Annotated in this window: 22 protein-coding genes and 1 pseudogene; 9 read left to right on the top strand and 14 right to left on the bottom strand. The window is 52.5% G+C overall.

Annotated elements, in window-relative coordinates; translation table 11 throughout:
* Positions 1 to 37: 37 nt before the first annotated feature.
* From MV985_RS03385 to MV985_RS03405, 5 genes are all read right to left on the bottom strand, one after another.
* Entirely contained in the window at positions 38 to 2,707 is a 2,670-nt protein-coding gene (locus tag MV985_RS03385) for a calcium-binding protein (protein WP_297462130.1), read from the bottom strand.
* Positions 2,704 to 3,294: a hypothetical protein gene (locus MV985_RS03390; protein WP_297462141.1), complete on the bottom strand. Its 591-nt coding sequence runs from the start codon at positions 3,292 to 3,294 to the stop codon at positions 2,704 to 2,706. The genes MV985_RS03385 and MV985_RS03390 overlap by 4 nt, the downstream gene beginning before the upstream one ends.
* Positions 3,295 to 3,361: 67 nt before the next feature.
* Entirely contained in the window at positions 3,362 to 5,854 is a 2,493-nt protein-coding gene (locus MV985_RS03395; protein WP_297462151.1) for a hypothetical protein, read from the bottom strand.
* Between the two features lie 11 nt (positions 5,855 to 5,865).
* Positions 5,866 to 6,234: a hypothetical protein gene (locus tag MV985_RS03400; protein WP_297462158.1), complete on the bottom strand. Its 369-nt coding sequence runs from the start codon at positions 6,232 to 6,234 to the stop codon at positions 5,866 to 5,868.
* 83 nt (positions 6,235 to 6,317) lie between these two features.
* On the bottom strand, positions 6,318 to 7,199 hold the full coding sequence (locus tag MV985_RS03405) for an AEC family transporter (protein WP_297462167.1): 882 nt from the start codon (positions 7,197 to 7,199) through the stop codon (positions 6,318 to 6,320).
* Positions 7,200 to 7,301: 102 nt separating this feature from the next.
* On the opposite strand from MV985_RS03405, the gene MV985_RS03410 reads away from it, so the two are divergent.
* The 6 genes from MV985_RS03410 (at position 7,302) to MV985_RS03435 (ending at position 11,843) form a co-directional block, all read left to right on the top strand.
* Positions 7,302 to 7,712: a metalloregulator ArsR/SmtB family transcription factor gene (locus MV985_RS03410; RefSeq protein ID WP_297462186.1), complete on the top strand. Its 411-nt coding sequence runs from the start codon at positions 7,302 to 7,304 to the stop codon at positions 7,710 to 7,712.
* On the top strand, positions 7,709 to 8,992 hold the full coding sequence (locus MV985_RS03415) for a hypothetical protein (protein ID WP_297462195.1): 1,284 nt from the start codon (positions 7,709 to 7,711) through the stop codon (positions 8,990 to 8,992). Before MV985_RS03410 ends, MV985_RS03415 begins: the two co-directional genes overlap by 4 nt.
* A gap of 5 nt (positions 8,993 to 8,997) precedes the next feature.
* Complete coding sequence (locus MV985_RS03420) at positions 8,998 to 9,660, top strand: DUF4097 family beta strand repeat-containing protein (RefSeq protein ID WP_297462209.1); 663 nt, start codon at positions 8,998 to 9,000, stop codon at positions 9,658 to 9,660.
* A 69-nt stretch (positions 9,661 to 9,729) separates the two neighbouring features.
* The gene (locus MV985_RS03425; protein WP_297462224.1) at positions 9,730 to 10,995 is read left to right on the top strand and encodes an MFS transporter; all 1,266 of its coding nucleotides are present in this window, start codon (positions 9,730 to 9,732) and stop codon (positions 10,993 to 10,995) included.
* Positions 10,996 to 11,050: 55 nt separating this feature from the next.
* A complete protein-coding gene (locus MV985_RS03430) occupies positions 11,051 to 11,419 on the top strand; it encodes a roadblock/LC7 domain-containing protein (protein WP_297462235.1) in 369 nt (122 codons plus the stop codon).
* Positions 11,420 to 11,480: 61 nt separating this feature from the next.
* On the top strand, positions 11,481 to 11,843 hold the full coding sequence (locus MV985_RS03435; protein ID WP_297462242.1) for a hypothetical protein: 363 nt from the start codon (positions 11,481 to 11,483) through the stop codon (positions 11,841 to 11,843).
* Here the strand turns inward: MV985_RS03435 and MV985_RS03440 are convergent.
* Positions 11,830 to 12,351, bottom strand: a complete 522-nt coding sequence (locus MV985_RS03440; RefSeq protein ID WP_297462417.1) for a cob(I)yrinic acid a,c-diamide adenosyltransferase — start codon at positions 12,349 to 12,351, stop codon at positions 11,830 to 11,832. The two genes, MV985_RS03435 and MV985_RS03440, sit on opposite strands and share 14 nt — an antisense overlap.
* Before the next feature lie 118 nt (positions 12,352 to 12,469).
* Between MV985_RS03440 and MV985_RS03445 the strand changes: the two genes are divergently transcribed.
* Positions 12,470 to 15,097: a DNRLRE domain-containing protein gene (locus MV985_RS03445; protein WP_297462260.1), complete on the top strand. Its 2,628-nt coding sequence runs from the start codon at positions 12,470 to 12,472 to the stop codon at positions 15,095 to 15,097.
* A gap of 56 nt (positions 15,098 to 15,153) precedes the next feature.
* On the opposite strand, the gene MV985_RS03450 is transcribed toward MV985_RS03445, so the two are convergent.
* A complete protein-coding gene (locus MV985_RS03450) occupies positions 15,154 to 15,981 on the bottom strand; it encodes a translation initiation factor IF-2B subunit alpha (RefSeq protein WP_297462426.1) in 828 nt (275 codons plus the stop codon).
* A 61-nt stretch (positions 15,982 to 16,042) separates the two neighbouring features.
* On the bottom strand, positions 16,043 to 16,798 hold the full coding sequence (locus tag MV985_RS03455) for a molybdopterin-binding protein (RefSeq protein ID WP_297462430.1): 756 nt from the start codon (positions 16,796 to 16,798) through the stop codon (positions 16,043 to 16,045).
* A gap of 111 nt (positions 16,799 to 16,909) precedes the next feature.
* Between MV985_RS03455 and MV985_RS03460 the strand changes: the two genes are divergently transcribed.
* Positions 16,910 to 17,917: a phosphorylating glyceraldehyde-3-phosphate dehydrogenase gene (locus MV985_RS03460; protein WP_297462435.1), complete on the top strand. Its 1,008-nt coding sequence runs from the start codon at positions 16,910 to 16,912 to the stop codon at positions 17,915 to 17,917.
* Positions 17,918 to 17,928: 11 nt separating this feature from the next.
* Here the strand turns inward: MV985_RS03460 and MV985_RS03465 are convergent, their stop codons facing one another.
* From MV985_RS03465 to MV985_RS03490, 6 genes and pseudogenes are all read right to left on the bottom strand, one after another.
* Positions 17,929 to 18,531 carry a hypothetical protein gene (locus MV985_RS03465; RefSeq protein WP_297462271.1) on the bottom strand — a complete coding sequence of 201 codons (603 nt, stop codon included), beginning with the start codon at positions 18,529 to 18,531 and terminating at the stop codon, positions 17,929 to 17,931.
* Between the two features lie 55 nt (positions 18,532 to 18,586).
* Positions 18,587 to 19,402: an ABC transporter ATP-binding protein gene (locus tag MV985_RS03470; protein ID WP_297462301.1), complete on the bottom strand. Its 816-nt coding sequence runs from the start codon at positions 19,400 to 19,402 to the stop codon at positions 18,587 to 18,589.
* Positions 19,399 to 20,322 carry a hypothetical protein gene (locus MV985_RS03475; RefSeq protein ID WP_297462310.1) on the bottom strand — a complete coding sequence of 308 codons (924 nt, stop codon included), beginning with the start codon at positions 20,320 to 20,322 and terminating at the stop codon, positions 19,399 to 19,401. The genes MV985_RS03470 and MV985_RS03475 overlap by 4 nt, the downstream gene beginning before the upstream one ends.
* A gap of 58 nt (positions 20,323 to 20,380) precedes the next feature.
* A complete protein-coding gene (locus MV985_RS03480; RefSeq protein ID WP_297462317.1) occupies positions 20,381 to 20,950 on the bottom strand; it encodes a hypothetical protein in 570 nt (189 codons plus the stop codon).
* A 105-nt stretch (positions 20,951 to 21,055) separates the two neighbouring features.
* Positions 21,056 to 21,340, bottom strand: a complete 285-nt coding sequence (locus MV985_RS03485; protein WP_297462318.1) for a DUF167 domain-containing protein — start codon at positions 21,338 to 21,340, stop codon at positions 21,056 to 21,058.
* 16 nt (positions 21,341 to 21,356) lie between these two features.
* A pseudogene (locus MV985_RS03490) lies at positions 21,357 to 21,848 on the bottom strand (DUF402 domain-containing protein); the annotation flags it as partial.
* A 51-nt stretch (positions 21,849 to 21,899) separates the two neighbouring features.
* On the opposite strand from MV985_RS03490, the gene MV985_RS03495 reads away from it, so the two are divergent.
* Positions 21,900 to 22,199, top strand: a complete 300-nt coding sequence (locus MV985_RS03495; protein WP_297462321.1) for a nucleotidyltransferase family protein — start codon at positions 21,900 to 21,902, stop codon at positions 22,197 to 22,199.
* The last annotated feature ends 15 nt before the right edge of the window (positions 22,200 to 22,214 follow it).

The following is a 22,214-nucleotide window of genomic DNA, read 5'->3' on the forward strand; positions in this document are numbered from 1 at the left end:
TATCACCAAAATGGAATAAGCGGGGAGGTTAAAAACCTCACCCAAAGTCGTAGCCGTAGCCGGAAACCGTGAAGCCATAGACCTCGCAGTGGTATTCGTTGCAGGCCTTTACCGTCACGCGATAGGTTGTCTTCTCCCTTCTCGCTTCAATTTCGGCCTCGTTGGCGTACTGGACGGCTTTTTCGGTGACGTAGTCGAAGGTTTTGTCAACTAACTGCTCCTTCACCCAGTCCAGCAGGCCCTCCTTGAAGGCCTCACGGTCAAAGCGCACCGAGTCGGGAGTTTCAACCCCATTTGTCTTAGGCATTTCCTCGTCCTCTGGAATGAAGGCCTCAACGCCCCCGACTATTGTCTTCACTCCCTTCGCCAAAGCCACCATACCGTAGGTTATCTTCGCGCCAACGCTCCTCGCCTCGACCATCTTGGCGGTTAAGATGCCTATGTCCTTTCCAGTCTTGAGGACTTCAACGCTGTTCTCATACCTGGTGTAGATAACGCCGACGTTCTCTTCCCCAGGCAGTTCGTAGCGTCTCGGGACTAGCCTCGCGTAGAAATACTTAACCGGCCTCGTCGAGCCGAAGTCTATGATTCTCTTGACCTCTCCGTTGATTAAAGCTCCCGGCGCACTTATCGTGACGTTCTTGCAGTGGTGGCACTCGAAGTAGAGAAGACCAGCGTCGGTGCTGTTGAGCCACTCGGAGCTTACGAGCATCACCTCGGGCTTTGCCCTGTACTTCGCCTCAATGTTGAACTCATAGGTGTAGGACCTCTCCTCGCTCCCGTCGGGGAAGGTGAGCTCCACCGTGAAGGAGATGAAGACAAAGCCAATCTCCGTGACGTTCGGCAGGTTGAGCTTGTATTCAGTCTCGCTTACCTTTTCCAGCTTGTCCCTGTCGTCACCCCGTACTGACACCCGCGTAAGCTCGTAATCCGTTTCGTTTCCGTTCGGCAAAATTACCGTTATCGGGTCGGCCTTTATCTCGAAGCTGACCGAGTCACTATCAACGACCACGGTGATGAACTCGTCTGGTTTAATCTTCTTCCCGTCCAGAAGGAACTCGATGTGTTTGCGAACCTTCGGCCTTGGTGTTTCCCTGAGGGCGGTGTCCACTTTCCTATATTCCGGCTTTTCCACAGATGGCGGTTCTGAAGGCTTCGAGTTTGGACTTCTTGGGTCAATTCCCACTTTGACCTCCTCAAAATCCGTGAAGCCGTCCCCGTCGGTGTCCTGCACGAGGGGGTTAGTACTGTACCAGAAGAGCTCCCCCCAGTCGGTAAGGCCGTCGCCATCTGTGTCTGGGTTTGTCGGGTCGGTCTTCGAACGGTTTTCCACCCAATCCGTAACGCCGTCCTCGTCGCAGTCCGTTGTGAAGGCACAGGCGTTGTCCTCTATCAGACCATCGTCATCAAAGTCGTAATGAGCGGGAACCGGGTCGCTCCCATCAGGGATTCCATCGCCGTCCGTGTCAGGATTGGTCGGATCGAGGACTATCGGGTTCCCTTCGAGGAGGTACGTGGAGTTGCTCTCGCGGTTGTAGACAGCGTAGAGGTATTCAAAGTGAAGCTCCTTATAATCGCTCAAACCGTCTCCATCGGTGTCTGGATTATCTGGGTCCGTGGCCGGTAGAATGAAGCACACCCGACCATCGTGCTCAAAGGTTTTTCCCCTGAAAACGTCCTCGGGAATGCTATAACGAACGCTCAAACTCTTCTCGTCAGGGGAACAGAAGAGGCTCCTTCCCCACCTGGCCTGGATGATATAGTACTCAAGGTATTCTGAGAGGTTCATTTCCGTCTCACTTACCCCGTCCCAGATTTTTGTTTCTTTGAGGTTCTCCGGTAGCCACGATGGAACTCCACCACCAAGTTTCATCTCTACCAGCTCTGGCATAATCTCCTCAATGTCGCTTAGTCCATCGCCATCGGTGTCCCCCTTGAAGGGGTTACTGCCGAGCTTGACCTCCCAGCCGTCCCAGAGGCCGTCACCGTCTGTATCTCTCGCATAGACGAGTGTTCCGAGTACCAGCTCCTCCCCGTCGCTTAGACCGTCGCCGTCGCAGTCGGGACTCAGGAAGCATAGGTAATAGGCTGTGTTGAAGAGCGGGCTCGGTGGAGGAGACATGCCAGCCTTGTAAACTATGGCATCCTTCGGGTATCTGCCATCATAGCGGTAGAGCTCTTTTCCATCCGGAATTCCGTCGTCATCCCAGTCCGGATTGGTGTAGAACGGCTTCTCCTCATTGCCAAAGAGGTACGTGAGAACCCTCGCTTCGTAGTAGTCGTCAAGGCCATCTCCATCGGTATCTGGATTTGTAGGGTCACTTGGAACCCCTTTTTCCACTCCCTGAACGAGGTACCTCCCGGTGAGCTCGTTGTAGTCGGTAAAACCGTCCCCATCGGTGTCATAACTCCTCGGATTCGTCCCGTACTTGAAGATTTCTTCCCAGTCGGTTAGATGGTCTGCATCACTATCCTGCCGATTTGGGTCGCTTCCATAGAGAAACTCAAGTCTGTCACTCAACCCGTCTCCATCGCTGTCGGGACTGGCAGGTGAGCTACCTTGAGACCTCTCAAAGGCGTCGCTCAGTCCGTCTCCGTCAGTGTCGAGGTTCTCCAAATCTACACTGGTCCCAGCCGAGTTTATCAGGGGAGCGGAGAAGATGGAGAGCACCAAAAGCCCCGCGAGCAGAAGTGGAGCGAGCTTCATCCTTCCGCCTCCGTCCAGATTATTTTGCATCTGTCCCCCGAAAGAAACGTTACGTAGTCCCTTTCGATGTCCCTCTGTTGCTCATCCTTCGTGATAACCGCCGAGTAATGGTATCTGCATGCCACGAGCTTCGTACTTACTGGAAAGCACTCCAGGTTTTCTATCTTCAGGTCCTTGAAGTCAACCGCCCCGTAGAGTGCCTGATGGAGTTCAGTCAAAGAACTTTCATCAACCACCGAAAGGTCAAAGAAGCCCGAGACGTTCTCCTCTCTCCTGACGACATTGTAGTAGCCCTCTATAACGGAAGGCGCCTTCTCCGAGCATTCCCAAGTAGCGTCGGGAACCATGGTGGCGTTTATCACGACCGTGCGGTTGAGTAGCCTGTGGGTTTGTATCCCCTCTGGATGTCTGGCAGTTGTCGTCGAGGTTTCACTTGCTCCCGTCTGGCGTGATTCAGCTCCTTGTGTTGGAGTGTGGGAACTCTCCGCTGGAGAACTTGAGTGCGTTTCCCCACTTGGGTTTGTGCAACCACTCGCAAGAACAAAAAGCACCAAAAGCGCCACGATGATGAGTTTTCCCCACTTCAAATCCCATTACCTCCAGGAGCATCGCTAAGATTTGAGCGCATAATCAACGGAAAAAAGAAAAGGAGCATCATCCCTCCTTCGGCTCGCTTATCTCAAGGTTGTAGAACGTTCCATCATCGCTGAGCCCCAGAACCTTTATCCACTTCCACTCCGGCCTGTAATCCGTGTAGAGCTTCACCAGCGGAACTCCAGGGTCGTAGCCCTTGGCAAGCTTGAAGACGTAAGCCCTTTTCGTGTTGTCCCAGACGTAATCGTAGACCAGCAACTTTCCATCAGAGGTGGAGACGACGAAGTACGGCTCCTGTGAGTGCTCTCCGTAGAGGCCAACAGCGTTGGGGATTTCAACCTTAGCACCAATCGTGACCTCTATAGTGTGCTCATCGGAGTCGTAGTTGACGTCCAAATGGTAGACAGTTCCGTCCTTGTAAACGATTAACGCCCCAATTCCCCAGTAGTGTATAGCCCCAACGAATTTTACATAGCCGTTAACTACGCGGTAGATGTTGTGGTCGTCCTTGTAATAGCCGTTGGGCTTGGCGATTAGGTAGAGCCCTCCCTCCGTTCTGACGACGAGGAAGTAGTCATCGAGATACGGGTTGACTTCAACTATCCTCTCCGGCAGTTCATACACAGCCGGACTAACGCGAATCTCCCTGCCCTTGTCCCACATCTGGTAGTGCTCGTCATCTGTGTAGGCATAGACCCTAAGTAGGTTTCCTTTCCAGGCTATGTACTCGTAGTGGTTCTTGTCGATGACAACGCCATCGGCGTCGAAATCGTAGGTTATGTGGGTCTTGAAGGTATCAACGGTTACGCCGTTGATCTCAGTCTCGTCCCCATAGCCTACAAGAATGTGAAGCTTTCCGTCCTTACCAGCGAGAAGGTAATCGTCCCCGTTTGGAACGCCGTAGAAGGCCTTAGGCTCCACGGGTAGAAGGTCGGGAGTCGGGACTTTCAGCTCTGGCTCTGAGGAATAGCCGTTCCAATAGTCATAGGGCCAGGGTGAAATCCTGAAGACGTATTTGCCGAGGAGGTGGTATAGATAAACCTCGTCTCCGTAGGGGAAGTATTCCAAGTGGCCCTCTCTTGGGACAATCTTAACTCCGAAGTAGTGATAATCCCCCCTTGTAAAGTTGATTCCCTCCACATTGAAGGGGTTCTGAAGGACATCCGCAGAACCGGACTGCCCCGGTGCCGTTGTGCTCGTAGTTGTTTGGGTTTCGGTTGAAGGGCTTGACGTCTGGGTTGATGTCTGAGTTTCCGTTTCGGATTCGCCGGAGGTTCCCGCGGGCTCTTCCTCGTTCAACTCACCGTTTACGGCGTAATACCTCCCGTCAATGCCCCAGAAGTAGGCGTAGGCATCTCCTTCCGTTGAGATAAAGGCGTGGCCGCTCTTAGCTTTAACGGGGAGTTTCAGGCTTCCTTTATATGTGGCCTTTGAGATGTCTGGGTCGTAGTCGTAGAAGTCCAGCTGACTGCCTTTGAACGCGAAGATAACCCAGTTCTGAGAATCGTATCCAACGAAATCATAACCGGGTAAACTTGCCGTTTCCTTTCTCTCAAGTCCATCTCCTGTAAGGTGAAGTATCAGAACGTTATTTCCGTCGTAGAAGGTGAGAACGTCACTGCTCTCCCCGAAGTCGAGATGATAGTGGCCGTTCTCGGGGACTTCAACCACGGATGACTCCTCCAGAGCTTCAGGGCCTGAGAGGGTGTTGAAGACGTGAAGCCTGTTCCCCTCCCATACGTAGAGGCCGTTTTCTCCAACTATTACCGCATTCACCGGCGAATCAAAGGTGAAAACCTTCGGCCCGGGCTTCTTTCCATTGCCGTCGAGGAGGTCGCTCAGCCCCTCGTTGGTGAATCCCACGACCCAGACCCTGTTTCCTCCCCAGGTGACGTAGTAGATGTAGTTCCCGTCGTAGTCCCAGCCAACCGCAAGGTTGCTCCCTCCTACGGCCCAGGAAAACTCCTCCTTCACCTTGGGGAGGTAAGCCAGCTTCCGCTCATCCTCGCTGGGCCAGTACTTGGTCTCATCGGTGTCGTAGACGATTAGGTGAAGGTTCCCGCCCCTGTCGAGGAGAACTATCGAGGCCTCAGGTCCTGCCCGGTCAAAGTCAGCCGCCGTGTATGGCACCTTGACGACAACCCACGGGTAGGGTGTTCTATCCCCATCCTTGGCGTATGAGTAGAGCATGTCACCGGCGTACTCAAAGAGGTAGAGGTTTCCTCCGGAATAGAACCACGCCGAGTCATAGGTTCCGAAAAGGGACCCGGGCTCGTGGGAGTCCCACCTGGAGCCGTCAACCCAGAGGGATATCCACTTCGTCCCGTCGGAGGAGAATTTTATGTGTGTTATCCCGTAAATATCCTCAATGTTCGTTATCTGCGGCATGGGGGAGCTTGCGGATGGCCCTTCTGTCTGAGAGGTGTATCCCCCTGCCGATGATTCTGTAGGGGTGGTTCCTCCCCCGTTTCCCCCCGTGCACCCGCTTGCAATCACGAGAAAGGCAACAACAAAGACCACAAGGAGCTTTACAAGTCCCCGTCTCGGCATCATACCAACCACCCTCACCACTCAAACTTTTTGAGAAAGTCCCCGTGCTTCTCGACCAGCTTCTCGTACTGTGCCTCGCTCAGGTGAACCCACACTTCAACGGTCGGGTCAAACCTTTCGCGCTCTCTCTCGTAGACTCCTTCATCCTCGCTCTCCGCGTAGTACCAGATCTCAATCTTCTCCCACTTCCCCTCTCCATCTTTGCGAACTTTGTCGATCTCGTAGGTCTGACCTTCCCTTGTGAGGCTGAAGTAAAGGCTTCCCGCATCCCTCAGCTTTTCCCAGTTCTCCGCAAGCTCCCCCATGGTCATCTTAAAGTGCCTCTTCTTGAGGTGCTTGGAGGCAGAACTAAGTCCCGACTTCAGTTTTCCAAACAGCCCCATGCAAACACCCCACGGAAGTGTTAGCCGTAAAATAGGGCGCAAAACCTTATTACCCTTTCCTTTGGGGAACCTAAGGAATTTATTCAGCCCGAAAAGGCCTTCAAAATTACGAAAAGACCGATGACAAGCAGTGTTAGCACAAAGGTAACGCTTATCGCCTCATCGGCCTTGAGCCTGTACTGGGCTAAAATCGCGTTGGCCGCTATGGCAGGTGGCATGCTGGCCTCAATTAAAACGGAGTAGAAGATTTCGGGCCTCGCGTTCCTGAGTGTTAGGGAAACGAAAAGGAATGGAATCGCTATCCTGAAGGCTCCAACCTCGAGGAGCTTTCTAGGTTCGAAGGCCCTCAGCGTTATCCTCGAGCCGAAGTATATGAGGAGGAGCGGGATGCTGAGCCAGCCGATGGTTTTAACCGGCTCGATAAACCAGTCTGGCAGTTTGACTCCCGCGACGACGAGGCCAAGAGCGAGGAGGTTTGCAAGCGTCGGCGGGAACTTTAGAGCCTTGAGGAAGCTCTCCTTAACGCTCGCACCACCGCTTGAATAGTGGGCAGCTATGAACGTCACGATTGGAATAACTATCATCGAGTTGGTCGTCGAGTAGAGTATGGCCGGCGTTATGTCGTTTAGGAAGAGGCTCGCTATTGGAAAGCCGAGTGCTGCCGTATTGGGGTAAACCGAGAGCACCATCAGCGCACCGGCCCAGGGGTCGTTTTTGAGCCTAATGCGACCGTAGAGATAGGACGCGGACAGGCTTATGCCAATTATCAGGAAGACGTAGAGGAAGACTGTCTTTATGCTGAGCAGATAACCCAAATCCTTGCTCGCGACGTTCCCGAAGACGAAGAAAGCCAGGAGAACGTCGTTGGTAATGAATCGAAGCCAGTCAAAGGGCTTTTCCTTCCTAACCACGAGTTTCAGGAGGTACCCGAGTCCGATCAGCGCGAGCATCTCGGCGATGTTCATGGTTTAATCGATGGTCTCAGCGTTTAAAAGTGTGTCGAAAGATCGGTAACCTTTTAAGGAGTACATAAAAGTGTACTACAGAAATCTGTACCAGGTGATAGAATGGAAGACCTGAAGTTCCAGCTCGAGGAGCTGAAGAAGAGGCTGGAACTCCTTGAAGAGAACATAGATCCCGTTGATGAGGTAATGCTCTCGATAAAGGCCCGGTTGAGAAAGAAGCTCAGCGACGGAGAACTTCCTGAGCTGGACGAAGAAAAAGCCGCGAAGACGCTCAAGGCCTTGGCAAACCCGGACAGGATTAGAATTCTCAAAATGCTCTCCGGGAGGCCGATGGGCTTCAAGGAGATAAAGGAAGCTTTAGGCGTCGAGAGTCCAACGGTTTCCCATCACCTCAAGCTCCTCACGAGAACCGGAATGGTCAGGAAAGGTGACAAGTACGAAATCTCGCCCGACGGGCGTTTGTTTTTGCGCCTGCTTGAGATTATAACCGCCCTTGGGGAGGTGGAAGAATGAGTTATCCCTTTGTGGATGAGAGCCCGAGGTTTAAGGTTGCCGAGTACCTGAAGAAGCTCACCGCGGTGCTTTTGATAGTATGGCTCTTCAAAGGCCACCTCGGACTGGAGAGCTACAACGAATACCTCGTTTACGCGATAATCGCGCTGATATTCTCCTTCGAACTGCTGGGGGTTGGCAAATGGTTCGGTATTACACTCAGCGGGGTTATATTTGCCCTCTCAAAGGCCTTCTTCTGGACGAGCGTATTCCTCTACGTTGGTGGGTGGCTTGGAATGCCAGAGGACCTTCACAGCCTCGCAGGCAGGGCTTTCGCCTACTCGGTTGTGCTGGCAATAGCCGGTCTACTCCTGGGAAGGGCAGAGAGTGACAGGTTTGAGTGGAAGGTCGAGAAGAAGGCCTACGAGTTCAGCGGTGCCGACTTCGGCGATGTAATATTGAGGGGAAGCGGGAAGGCCTATCCAGTAAAGTTCGGAGGAAAGATGGTCGGCTGGGTTATAGACGGAAGCGTTGAGGTTGAAGCCGAGACACCGCTCGGAAAGATAAAGAAAGTCCTCTCAAGCCCAGTCGCCGTGTGGGGCAAGCTGGAAGTTGGAAAGAAAGTTAAAGCCGACGAGGCCTTTGTCGAGAGGGCATCGAGGTTAATTAACCCGGACAGGCTTTACAGGAAGGCTAGGAAGGGTTCAACGGCCGTTGACCTCGGAATAATCAAGGTTTACGAGGGCGAGGAATTTGAGTACGTGAAGTTGCCCTTCATCGAGGTCATTGAGACGCCCACCGGCCAGGAGCTCAAAGTCGGGCCGATACATATCCATGAGGGCAAGGTCAAGAAACCGGGGGAGATGCTCACTATCAGGGAGCTCCGCAACGGTTTCCAGCTCACAAAAGTCGGGGACAGGCTGAAAATCCAGACCGAGGAGTTCTCGATTGAAGTAGAAGGCAACAGGGTCACCTACAGGAGCGGAGACGAGACGTTGAGTCTGGGCGATTCCGTATCGCTCCGCTCGGGAGACGTTTCCGTCACTGTTGGGAGAGGCAGGGCAAAGATACGCATCGAGGACGTTGTAATCTCGGCCAGGGACGGCACAGTCAGGATAAGGACGGGAGGGAAGACATACACCATAGAAGACGAGCGGGCCTACAGGCTCGTCGTGAGGAAGGCAAAGGAGATAGTTGAGGAGCAGAGCGCCGGCCTCATTGAAGGTTTGGGTATCAACAGGACGCTCCTGAACAAGCGCGTGAAGGAACTCATTGACGAGCTGATGGACTATCTGGGGTGAAGACAATGGAATTTGAGAACGTCAAGGAAGTCGAGGTAACGGCAGTTAACGGCAGGGTTAGGATTGAGGGCTGGGAAAATGACCACATCGAGGTGAACTACGCTCTTCACGGTGACGTTGAAGTTGAGGCGGAACAGGTTGGAGAGAAGCTCGTGGTTAAGGAGAGGTTAATCGGTAAAAAGTTGCTCGGTTTCATTCCAAAGCCTTCCGAAGGCTGGGCCGAGATTGAGCTAAGACTCCCAAAGGGGACGGTCGTTAACTTCAGGAACGTCAACGGCGAGCTTAAAGCTACGGGTGTGCGCTTCGGGGAGGTCACAACTGTTAACGGTGAGATTCACATTGAGGACTGTGAGGTCGAAAAGCTTTCCACCGTCAACGGAGAGATAACGGCCCATTTAAGCGTTGCTGGACCACTCAAAGCTTCAACCGTCAACGGAGAACTTGAGATAACCATCGAGGAACTAGAAGGCGACGTGGAGGCGAGCTGCGTTAACGGCGACATCGTTCTTCGCCTCACGGACTTCTGCGATGCGAGGATAGAGACGAAGAAGGCCAACGGCGACGTTGAGTTTGTCGGCATAGACCCGAACGAGCCGGTCATCGGCACCGGGGAGTTCACCGTCAGGGTAAGCACTGCCAACGGGGACGTGAGGGTGGAGCTTATTTGATTAAATAATTACCGAATTGTCCAATAAAACATAGCGAGGGTTATTCCCCAATTCGACGGAGGGTCTTGGATGGAAACTCGAAAAGGGCTTGGCAGAGACTTCTGGCTCTTTGCGGTGGGTCGCTTTATTTCACAACTCGGCTGGGCGGTTCAGGATGTTGCTTTGCCACTCTACGTTCTCGACAAAACGCACAGTGGCTCGGCTATGACGGCATTTATCTTAGCAGAGATGGTGCCAGCTTTGATTGTCATGCCCTTTGCCGGCGTGGTTGGAGACCGCTACAACAGAAAGCACCTGATGGTCGGCTTCGACCTGGCGCGCGGAGTTCTTCTCTTCGGAGTTCTGGCCTTCAATTTACTCTCAATCAAGCAGCTCCTCGTCGTCCAGGTGGTGATGGCCGCGATGGGAGCATTTTTTGGAGCATCAACGAGCGCGATGTTTCCCGACCTCGTTGACCCGAATGAGCTTGAGAGGGCCAACTCGATAGCGAGTTCTTTCAACATCTTCGCCCGTCTCGTCGGTCCGGCCCTCGGTGGCTTCATCTACGCGGTCGGAGGCATCGCCTTAGCTCTCCTCGTCAACGCGGTCAGCTTCTTCGGCTCGGGTCTCTTTGAGATTCTCATCAAATACGAGTGGAAGGCTAAAGAGCTTGGGAGTCTCGGTCAGGTCGTTTCTGACATAAAAGAGGGGATAGCGTTTTTCAGATCAAACCCCTATCTCAGAACACTCATTGGTTTTGCCATCCTGCTGATGGCCCTCGGTCAGCCCTTTGGAGCCGTTCTGATGCCCTACGCCATCAGGGAAGTCCTTGGGTTTTCAAGCTACCAGTTCGGCCTCCTGGAGAGCGTCTTCATGGCTGGAGCGCTGATAGGAAACGCGCTGATAGCGGCGAAGTTCGGGAAGAAGGCCGGAAGGTACCTCTTTCATGCACTCCTCTTCGACGGCGTCATGATACTGGTATTTACGTGGATCATAAGCCCCTTTGCCGGTCTCTCCACGGCTTCTGCTTTCTTCCTCCTGGCGGGCGTTAACGTTCTCTGGGGGGCCGTTGAATCATTCATAGGAGTGCCGATAAACGCCAAAATCCAGCGCACGGTTCCCAGTGAGGTGCGGGGGAGGGTCTTTTCGGCGATGGCCGTTCTCATACACTCAGCTGGTCCGCTCGGCCTCCTCGCCGTCGGTCCTCTCCTCGACAGGTTCCCAGCGTGGATAGTTTCGCTCGGTCTCTGGGCAGGGATGGGCCTCGTGGTGCTCTACTTCTGGGTGACTCGTGGAGATGTCCTGATAGACGATGCGAGACACTCTCCTGAGGAAAAAACCGGAAAGGGAGCGTAAACTTTTTAAATAACCTTTTGTTACTAAACGCTGAAAAAACATGGGAGGTGAGAGGATGGCGGCGGTGGACCTCGTCATGGGCAAGATACTCACCGATATGCTGGACATAGACGGTGTCGTTGGAACCATCGTCGTCGATAGAGACGGGCTCGTCATAGAGTCAGCGATGAAGAAGCATCTGGACAGGGAGGCCATCGCCGGCGTCCTGCACGAGCTCCTCGCGGCGGTTAAGCTCATGGGAGACCAGTTCGGGGCCGGCGATCTGAAGGAAGCAATCCTTGAGTACAGGAACGCCAGGACCTTCGTGAACCCGATCGGGAGCGATTACTACCTGATCGTGATCGGAGACGAGGGGCTCAACCTCGGCAGGATGAAGCTCGAGCTCAGGAAGGTTATTCCAAAGCTCGAAGAAATGCTCTATTGATGAATACCTCCCCTTTAAATTTCTCCATGGCTGGAGCCAGTCTCAGGGGGGTGGTGGGAACATGCCAGTGAGGATATTGTCTTTTATCTGGGGCAGGGGAAAACCAAAGATCTACGAAATCGTCATAACCCAGGATGGCCTCAGCCTGGAGGGGAACGAGAGGCTGGGCGCCCATATCGAGGATGTGCTGAGCTACGTGGAGAGGAAGACGGGAGAACTGGGAATCAACGGCGATGAACTGGAGATCTTCATAAAGAACGGGACCAAGGTCATAGCGATAAAACGGATAGGAGGGCTCGGCGTTGCAGTGGTCAGCTCCACTCTGGAGGACGCTCAGAGGGCCCTGAAGGACGTTGAGACGAGGGTTAATGAGCTCCTCCTCGACAGGTACGAGGAAAGGATGAAAGAGTTCAGGAAAAACTGATCTCCTTGACCTTTCCCTCCCTCTTCTCAATAACGCGCGCCATTAAGAAGAGCAGATCGCTCAGCCTGTTGAGGTATACCAGCGCGCTCTTTCCAAAGCCGTATTCCAGAACGAGTCTGGCGACCTTCCGCTCAGCCCTCCTCGCCACGGCCCTGCAGACGTCGAGCTTGGCACTCGCTATCGTGGAACCGGGCAGAACGAAGGCCCTCATCTGGAACTCTTCCTCGTATTTAGCTATTAACCCCTCCATCCATCCGATCTCCTCTTCACCAACCTTGACGTACTTCCCTTTGCTTGCCAGCTCGCCCATGATGCCATAGAGCTGAACCTGTATCCTCTCCAGTATCTCTGCCATCTCCTCAGGAACGTAGTGCTTTGCCTCCCCGAGAAAGCTGTCAAGTTCGTCTATCGTCCCGTTGGCCTCGACCACGGGGGAGTATTTGAGAACTCTCTCTCCAGTAAAAAGACCGGTCAGCCCCTTATCGCCGGTTTTCGTGGTAATGGACATTTTAACCACCACCTTCAATAGGGCGCGGTGCTTTTAGGTTTTGCGGACGTGATAATACTGCCGAAGAACAACGGAAAAGCTTATTTACACATCCCGTCGTTCTTCTATCGGTGATGGCATGAAGCGTTTGAGCCTGATTTTGATGGCCATCCTGGTGCTCAGCCTGATTCCCGCGACGAGCTTTGGCGGAGTTTCCGCGGCCGAAACAACGGCCAAGCTGAAGCCCACGGACGACGCCTACGTCACGGACGCCAGACCCGACGGAAACTACGGATCCAGCGGAAGCCTCTACGTGGGAACCTATTACAGGGACCACTCCAATTACAGGACGTACATAAAGTTCGATCTCTCCGGCCTGCCGAAGAACGCAATAATAGTCAGCGCAAGGCTCCATGCGTTCACCTACGTGGGCGCGTATTCAAAGGACGTCAACATCAGCGCCTACGCCGTTGAAAACGACTCGTGGAGCGAGGATACAATAACCTGGAACAGCAAGCCTCTCCGAGGGGAATTCCTCGACAGAGATCTCGTTCCGAACTCCAATAGGGGGAAGAACAAGGCAAAGCACTGGTCGGTGTGGAACGTCACGGACTTTGTCAAGGCGGAGTTCCAGGGCGATAAGGTGGTCAGCTTCGTGCTCATCTCCGACGTTGAGGGAGAGGTCACGGAGAGGATAAGCTACAATTCCAAGGAGAGCAGGTACAGCACCAAACCCTACCTCGAGATCGTCTACACCCTTCCTGAGGGACCCCAGTACCGCTCGATAAAGGAGATAAGGGAGAACTGGGAAGAAGGAAAGCTCGTCGCCACGAGCGGCATTGTCATTGGAACCCGGAGCACCGGCTTCTTCATCCAGAATGGCACCGAGCCCAACAGCGGCATATTTGTCTACGTTGGGAGGTCCTTCGCCAGGGACGTCAAACCCGGTGATGTCGTCCAGGTCAACGGAACGACCGCCAAGTGGAACGGTCTCTACGAGATCGCAAAGCCTAAGTATCGGGTCATCGGACACGCCGAACTTCCGGAGCCGGTGGTCGTCAAGGCGGCCGAGATGGACGACAGGTATCAGAGCATGCGCGTTAAACTCGAGTGGGTTCGCGTCGTGAACGTAAATGGTAAGGCGATAACCGTCGAGGACGATACAGGATCGCTTCTCCTCTACGACTACTATGGCATCATGGACGTCACTCCGGGCAAGATCCTCGAGTACGTCATCGGCATAGGCTACAGGTACAGGGTCATAGAGGTCTACCCGACAGAGTACAAACTCTACATCCCCTCGATAGGTATAGCCAACGTTGTTAAGCCGGACTATGCCATAAAGGGCATTCCAATGAAGTTTAAAGTCACCGTCGTCAACAACGGGGAAAGGGGCGACAACGTCAGCGTGGTACTCTACGCCAACGGACTTCCGGCCGGCAACGTCACGCACTACATTGGCCCGGGTGAAAGTGCCGTTTACGATCTCACCTATGTCCCGACCTCCACGGGACAGCTGACCGTGGACATCAGGGTTTTAACGGAGGACTGGGGCGTTATTGACGAGAGAATCTACCGCTACAAGGTCGTGCCGAACCCCAACGTCATCGCCTACGGTCTGACCCCCTACTACGAGAGACTCTACAGCAGGGAAATGGAGAACCTCACCCCGCTCTACGAAAACTTCACCTGGACGGTGGAGGAACTCCAGAAGTGCGGCGTTGACCTCGGCGATCTCACCCCGAGGGTGCAGTGGATTGAGGACACGATGGCCGAGATAGAGAGGCACTACGAACTCTACGAAAGTCTTAAGGGCCTCCTCGCCCGGCAGAACCCCTACAGAAACTCATACTATTACCCCGTGATGGTGCACATAAGGAAAGCCGCCATGCTCAGCAGGGAGGTCACGACCGAGATCAACGACGTCCTTCCGATCCTCCACAGGGCACTGGAAAAGGTCTGGCCCATCTGTCATCCGCCGGCGGCCCAGCCGGGCAACGAGACCACGCCTGCTCCCATGAACGGCACCAACGTGACGCCGGGCACGAACATAACCATCCACATACCCAAGGTCCTGATTGACGACGCCCACGGCCAGTACTACGTGGAAAAAGCAGGCGTGAGCGTCCTGATCGAGAAGATCGAAAACGAGCTCGGATGGGACGTGGAGCTCAACAAACTCCCGCTGACCTATGAGACCCTGAAGGACTACGACATCGTCATTCTCCTCGATCCAAAGGACGACCTCACCGAGCCCGAGGTGGTCGCACTCCAGCAGTACGTGGAGAATGGTGGCGGACTCTTCATAGCGGGCGAGTGGTACAAGTACGCCAACACCGAGAACTTCAACGCTATAGTAGGGAAGTACGGCATCCACTTTAACCCCGACGAGCTCATTGACGAGGAACACAACAGCGGCAGGCCCTACTATCCCTTCGTTGGGATCTACAACAAGGACCACCCGGCGATGAAGTTCGTTCCGAAGAACTGGACTATGTACTACAGCGGGCAGACCCTCACCATAAGCGGGAAAGCTGTCTGGCTCATCAGGGCCTATGAGACCGCCTACTCCATAGACGCCGAGGGCAACGTCGTCTTCGAGAAGGGAAGCAAACCGATTCTCGCGGCGGCCGTTGAGATCGAAAACGGCAGGATAATAGCCTACGGCTCCAGTAGGGCCCTGAGCGACAGCTATCACAAGAAGTACATAAACAGCAACTGGCCCTTCATAAAGGGAGCACTCCTCTGGCTCGCCCACGAGGAGTGAACTTTTCCCTTAATTTCTCTTTTGCAGTTTTCTGGAAGCTGTTTCGGGTTTTGGCTTCAGATATCCTTTGGAGGAACTAAAATCCCGAACTCCGTTATCATACCCCGGACGTAGCGCCAGGGGGTAACGTCGAAGAGGTAGTTTCTAACCCGGTAGCCCTGTCTGGCGTAGGGCCTCTCCACGAGTTCGACCTCATCGGAGGTAAGCTCTGGGTGGAGCTTGAAGCCCTCGGCGGCTGCATAGAATGGAACATCGCTATCGTGACAGGCAAGCGCGAGGAGATAGGTTCCCGCCTTGTTGATTACGGCTCCATCCCTGGTGACGTTGTCCGCACCTACTAGAGCGAGCGTCGCCTTTCCCGCGAAGAGGCCGAGCTGGGCATCGGTTATAACCTCGAAGGGGACCCTCAACTTTTCCAGCTCCCTCGCCAAAGCCAGTCCCTCGTAGTCCGGCGCGCTCTCGGTGAGAATAACCTTGAAGCGCTTTCCTTTCCTGCTGGCGGCTTTGAATATCTCCAGAACGGCGGAGGAGAATGAGTGCGTAATCACAACCTCGTTTTCGTCAATGAGCTCGCTCCCTATGTTCCCGATCTCGCGCTTTGCCTCTTCAGCTAACCGGACGAACTCCTCCGCCTTAGCTTTGACCACCTCTGGATTACCCGTTACGGGTATGAAGCGAGAAAGGTTGTAGAGCGACGCCATAGTCCTGTTCACCGCTGGAACCTCGGTTCTCATCTCTTCCAGTGCCTTCTCCAGATCCTTTCCCTCGAGGAGCTCCGCGAGGGCGATGTATGCCTCAGCACCCTTCGTGGCAAGCCAGCTCGCGCCCCTTATTCTCTCGGAGCGCATCTCCTCGAGTATCGAACGAACCTCCGCTGGGAGCATGGGCATCACTCCAGCATCTTCTCACCGTTCAAGATACCTCGCGAAGCTTATCATCCTTTCGCTACAGCTCTTCAAACCGGATTCCCCGGCTTTCCATGAAGGCTTTCGCCCTCTCTATTTCCTCCTCGCTTTCGCCGAATATGATCAGCCCGATGTACTTACCGAAGCCTTTTGGAGAGGAGTGAATCCTAACCTTAAAGTGCTTCAGCGTTTCGTTGAGTATCGGGGCGAGCTTGCTTTCATCGGTTATCTCCGCCAAAAGTTTCCTCTGAAGGAACTTCCTCTCGCCGAGCCTCGGGAGAACTTCCTTTTCAAGCATCGCCTTCATCTCCCCTGGCATTCCGGGGAGAACGAATATTTTGGTACCCCCGTGCTCGATGTAAGCCCCGGGAGCGGCCCCTTCGGTGTTCTCCAGTGGCTGGGCTCCCTCCGGAAGGTATGCCATCTTTTTGCGAGCCTCGTTGAGCTGGGGGTCATCTATGAGGCCCTTTTCGTAAAGCTCGCGGTAGAACCTCTTAATTCTCTCAAGGCACTCCTCGCAGAGGACGAGCCTTCTGTTGAGTGCCTTCGCAACGGCCAGCATTGTAACGTCGTCGTGGGTTGGTCCGAGACCACCGCTTATCACCAGAACCTCCGGCTTCCTGCTCAGGATTTCCTGGATAACGGTTTTAATCTCCTCAACGTCGTCTCCAACGGTTGTTTTCCTCCTCACCCAGTAGCCTTTTTCCATGAGTTTCTTCGCTATAAAAGCGGAATTGCTGTCAACTGTGTTTCCAGTAAGGAGTTCGTCGCCTATCGTCAGTACCTCGGCGAACACCATCATCACCGAACCAGTTCGGGCGGGGTCCTTTAAAACATCTCCCACCATTCACCGCCGGTGAAAGCAAGGTTTAAGTATTTTACCGTTGTAAAATTCCTGGTGGTTATCATGGCCCAGGTCAGAGTCGGTGTAAACGGTTACGGAACGATAGGAAAGCGAGTGGCCTACGCGGTCTCAAGACAGGATGATATGGAGCTCATCGGTGTCACGAAAACGAAGCCCGACTTCGAGGCCTATCTGGCGAGGGAGAGAGGAATCCCGATTTACGCCGCGGACGAGGAGTTTCTCCCGCGCTTTGAGAAGGCGGGCTTTGAGGTTGCAGGTACTTTAAACGACCTCCTTGAGAAGGTTGACGTGATAGTTGATGCCACTCCCGGCGGAATGGGGGCGAAGAACAAGCCCCTCTACGAGAAGGCAGGCGTTAAGGCCGTTTTTCAGGGCGGTGAGAAGGCGAGCGTTGCCGAGGTTTCCTTCGTGGCCCAGGCCAACTACGAGAAGGCCCTCGGTAAGGACTACGTCAGGGTTGTTTCGTGCAACACGACGGGGTTAACCAGAACACTCAGCGCGATTCAGGAGTACATAGACTACGTTTACGCCGTGATGATAAGAAGGGCCGCCGACCCGAACGACACAAAGCGCGGGCCGATAAACGCCATAACGCCGAGCGTTACGGTTCCATCTCATCATGGCCCAGATGTCCAGACGGTAATTCCGATAAACATCGAGACTTCCGCTTTTGTTGTCCCCACGACGCTCATGCACGTTCACAGCATCATGGTTGAACTTAAGAAGCCGATAACCGAGAAGGACGTCCTTGATATCTTTGAGAACACCACCAGAGTTCTGCTCTTTGAAAAGGAGAAGGGTTTCGACAGTACAGCCCAGATTATAGAGTTCGCCAGGGATTTACACCGCGAGTGGAACAACCTCTACGAAATAGCGGTCTGGAAGGAGAGCATAAGTGTGAGAGGAAACAGGCTATTCTACATCCAAGCGGTGCACCAGGAGAGCGATGTCGTTCCCGAGAACGTTGATGCGATAAGGGCGATGTTCGAGCTCGCTGAAAAGTGGGAGAGCATAGGGAAGACGAACGAGAGTCTGGGGATTTTGAAGTGATCCTTATTTTGTTATTGCGGTTCGAAGTCTTTCTTTTTAAAGCCGAGATAGGAGAACAGTATTATTAATGCCGACAAAACAAGAGTCGCTGTATATCCTGACGAAATGGAGACTGAAAGTTTTCCCGAATTAACGGTCGCACCAATGGGTGCCAGAAAATATGAAAGTAAGCTGATGGCGGTGCTCGGGGAGTAAGGTTTTGTAAAAAGCACAAAAAGTGCCATTGGAATTGCAGAGGTCAATATGTAGAAGGATATTATGCCCGCTATGAAGTCCATCCAGACCATCAGAGCCATCATTATCGCAAGATAGGTGGGTAGTTTAACGAGGACTGAGAATGCCAATCTGGAGTATCCCTGGATATGTGTGATAGACGCAACGCTGAAAACACCAACAGCCAGTCCAAGGAATGCCGAAGTTAGACGCCCGAGGAACACTCCCTCGGGTCCATTAAAGAGGGTAAGCTCAAATAGTGTAACTCTTGAATCCCTGAAGATATGGGATGCTATCAGAATGCCGTAAACAGGGAGAAACACCGCTTCTACCATAACTATAAACTCGTAAAATCCAAGTTTCCGGGCGTCCATGAGAGAGTACCATGTGCTGAGTATCATCATCCCAAGCAGTATCTCCGTTGCTGGATGAGGAAACAGATTTTTGGTGTACCATTTAACTGCTTTTTGCATAAACATAGCGCAGTCCCGCCCTCTTAAATCCTGCTATAACTCCCTTTATCACCATCTCTACCAGCTCATGGCTGGTGGCCCTCACGATGAGGGTTGCCCCAAAGCGATAAATGGTTTCAAAAGGCAGTTGGGTTCCAGTTTCAATCAACGTTACCTCATAAACGTCACTGGAGAAGAGCTCCCTTCTCCCACCATGCCATACAAGTCGACCCTCCTTTAGGATTAGAAAGTAATCGGCCACGGCTTCCCCTTCTTCAACATCATGGGTGGCTATTATTACACCCTTTCTTTTGGATATTAGCTCGTCCACAATGCCTGCCCTGTATGAATCGAGGTGTGCAGTCGGCTCATCTAGAATAACAACTTCGGAGTCGCAGGAAAGTGCCACCAGTAGGTTACATAGCTGTGCCTGTCCACTGGAGAGGGAGTCTATCCTCTTGTCCAAGAACGGGGTTATCCCCAAAACCTCGACAAGCTCGTCTATTTTTAAACACATCTGATTTGCTCTAAGTGTCTCCACAACATCCCGCACCCTAACGGGGATTCTAAACTGGGGTTTTTCGAAGGAGTATCTTATGGCAACCCACTTGTCTTTTCTCTTATATGGCTCCCACCCGTTTATTCTGGCGCTTCCCCTTGTTGGATGTCTGATTCCTGCGAGAACGGAAAGAAGGGTCGTCTTCCCGCTCCCGTTATGTCCGATAATGGCCAGCCTATCAGCCTTCGCTTTGAATGTCAGGTTTTTTATCCCCCATGTTTTTCCATAATCGACCCCAAGGTCTTCGGCCTCAACAATCATTGACCGGCCCTCCCCCCAAGTATCAGGAGAACTATTCCCATCAGTATCAGGACGTAGTCAACGGGTGCACTGTACTGTGTGAAGCTGTACTCTAACCCTCCAAGCCAGTTCTGATGAGTCGGCTGAACATTGGTTCTAAGCAGACCCAAAATCATAATTGTAGGGTACGAGCTCTCAATGTATCGCCAGGTAGTATTTGAAACTATCTCCGCCGGAATCAATTTCTGAAGGTCAAGTTGTTCGGGTGTCACACCAATCGGCACGTGTGTGGGCATCCCATCCACGATTGAATGGTACTGGAGGGAAACGTTTGAGCCCACCACCCTTAACGTTCTGGCAAAGTACCTATCCTCAGTCCTGTAGTATGCAATCTCATCGCCGTACTTTGCCAGAGGCTCCGGCAAATCAGGAGCGTAGATATAAGGAAATCCGAGTGAATATGGTGAGAAATCAAACGAAAAGGGTATTTTTCTGATTGTTAGTTTTGATGTTTTGGAATAGTTCAGAACGTGGATCGTTATGTTACTCTCCGGGAAGAGAGTTTTTATGAGAGGGTCGTTCACACTCAGGTTTACTGTTTTTTCGGATATGTGCTGGGGATTTCCAGTGATTTTTCCAGGATTGTTAAGGCTGGTGAAGTAAATTATAGTCACGTGATTCTGGTCGGTTACATTATAAAGGTCGAACTTGACCTGAAACTTGTTATTTTCGACGTATGTAACGTTGTAAACTAACAGGAGGTTGAAATCGCCCGTGAGAAAGTACCCTGCATAAACAAAGTTACTTCCGGGTTTTAAAACGGCATGTGGGCTGTTAATATATGTCGAAGCACAGTATCCAATTACCGGATACGACGCAATGATAACCCCGAGCAGGATTAAAATGAGCCCAGATACTGTGTAGGTTTTTCTCTTTTCCATTCGAATTCCCCCTAGCTATTGGATACCAGAAAAATAAGGAAAGATATCATAACTAAAATTACTCAATACTAACTGGTATCTCAATGGATACCCCAACATTTTCAGTCAGGTATCTGCTGATAGACACCCCTCCATGACTATCAACGTAAGCTATGATTCTCAGCTCAAGCTGTGTGCTTCCAGCAGACTTAATAGGGAGCTTTTCCTGAGGACTAATGTTTTTGGCTGTTGGTGTTCTCCCCGAGGGCTCAAGGTATATCTGGAGTTCACTTGATCCATCGTATGATGCCTCTGTTAGCCCATAATGAGTATAAGCATTAAGATGCCATGTTCCGTGTGCCTGTATAGTAGCTGGTGCTGTATACGAATCCGTTGTGTACCAGTACGCATTTGATCCCGTTCCGCTGGATGAACCAAAGTGAACTCTGGTACTGGGACCCAACTGAAATTGTCTGTTTTGTACAGCATACTGAGCTGCAATGTACACTTCAGCAGTTGAGAAACTGCCGTGTAGAATTGTGTCAAGAGTTATGACCCCACTGTTTGTGGCAATTGCCGGTGTTGCCATTGCCGCAATAACTAAAACAACAACCCCGAAGATTGCTCCAGCCAACTTCTTCTTGTTCATATGCCCCCCCCATTTAGTAGTGGGCAGTTGAAGGTTGTGCGATAGTATTTTTATAGGTTTCGGTTCAATGGTCTAAAACTTATACTTCAAATTATAACTTGCTAACTAAAGTCCCAGCCTCTTCTTCACCTCCTCCTTATTCATTCCTCTCACCAGCAAATCCTTCTCCCTGTTCGTCTCGCCCCTTACTATCACGACCTCCGTTCCAAGGAGCTTCGAGAAGAACTTAACAATCTCCCTGTTGGCCTTTCCCTCAACTGGAGGGGCTTTGATTTTGACCCTCAGGCGACCTCGCCATTCGTCTATTCCCCCGATTTCGTTTTTCCTGGCCTTGGGCTGGACGTAGATTAGCAGGACAGTCCCTTCCCTTGTCTCCCTCAAGAACTCCATCCCACTCCCCCCATTCATACCTCCAGACGATTTCCGGTGGGAACTCCCCTCGTTTAAGCCTTTCGAGTATCGCCCTAGCGACTGAGTAGGCAAACTCGAGGGTTCTCCTGTCAATCAGGCCGTAATTGAAGGCCATCTCAAGCTCGTCCTCGTCGAGAAGAAAGGCTCTGCCATCGGGGAAAACGAAAATGTCCAGGAAAAGGTCCAGCATCTCGATTACGTTCCCTTCGCGCTTTGTATATGCTAAAACGTCAATGTAGAGGCCCTTAAAGTTTCCTTCCGTGTCGTAGACCTTCAGAATGTCGTAGTTCTTCCCAACAAAGGCGAAATAGACCATCGTGTAGCCGTTCTTAATGACCTCAACGCCGTTCACCCTGAGAGGAGTTAGCATGCCCTCGAAACGAGACTTGGCAACCACGATGTCCCCTAAATCAGCTATCACCTCGTCGTCCCGCTCAAGAACGCGGTTTGGAATCCTCCTGTAGATGAGATGGATTTTGGACGACATAGAGAGCGTTCACACTAAGCCTTTTATACTTTCACGAACTACCCAGAAACGATGACCAAAAAACTTGAGGAAATCGAGGCCATTCTCAGAAAGCACAAGGAAGAGCTCAGAGAACGCTTTGGGGTTAGGTCAATAGCCATATTCGGCTCCTATGCCCGGGGCGAAGAGACCGAGCTTAGCGACGTGGACATACTCGTCGAGTTTGAAAGGCCGATCGGGTGGGCAGTAGTCGATTTAAAGGACTACCTTGAATCCCTGCTCGGAATCAAAGTGGACTTGGTCACGAAAAACGCCGCTATGAGCAGGAAGAACTTCTGGGAGCATATAAGGGGGGATCTCGTCTATATCTAAGCGAGACCCCTGTCT

The organism is Thermococcus sp. (genome assembly GCF_027012695.1).
GTDB lineage: Archaea > Methanobacteriota_B > Thermococci > Thermococcales > Thermococcaceae > Thermococcus.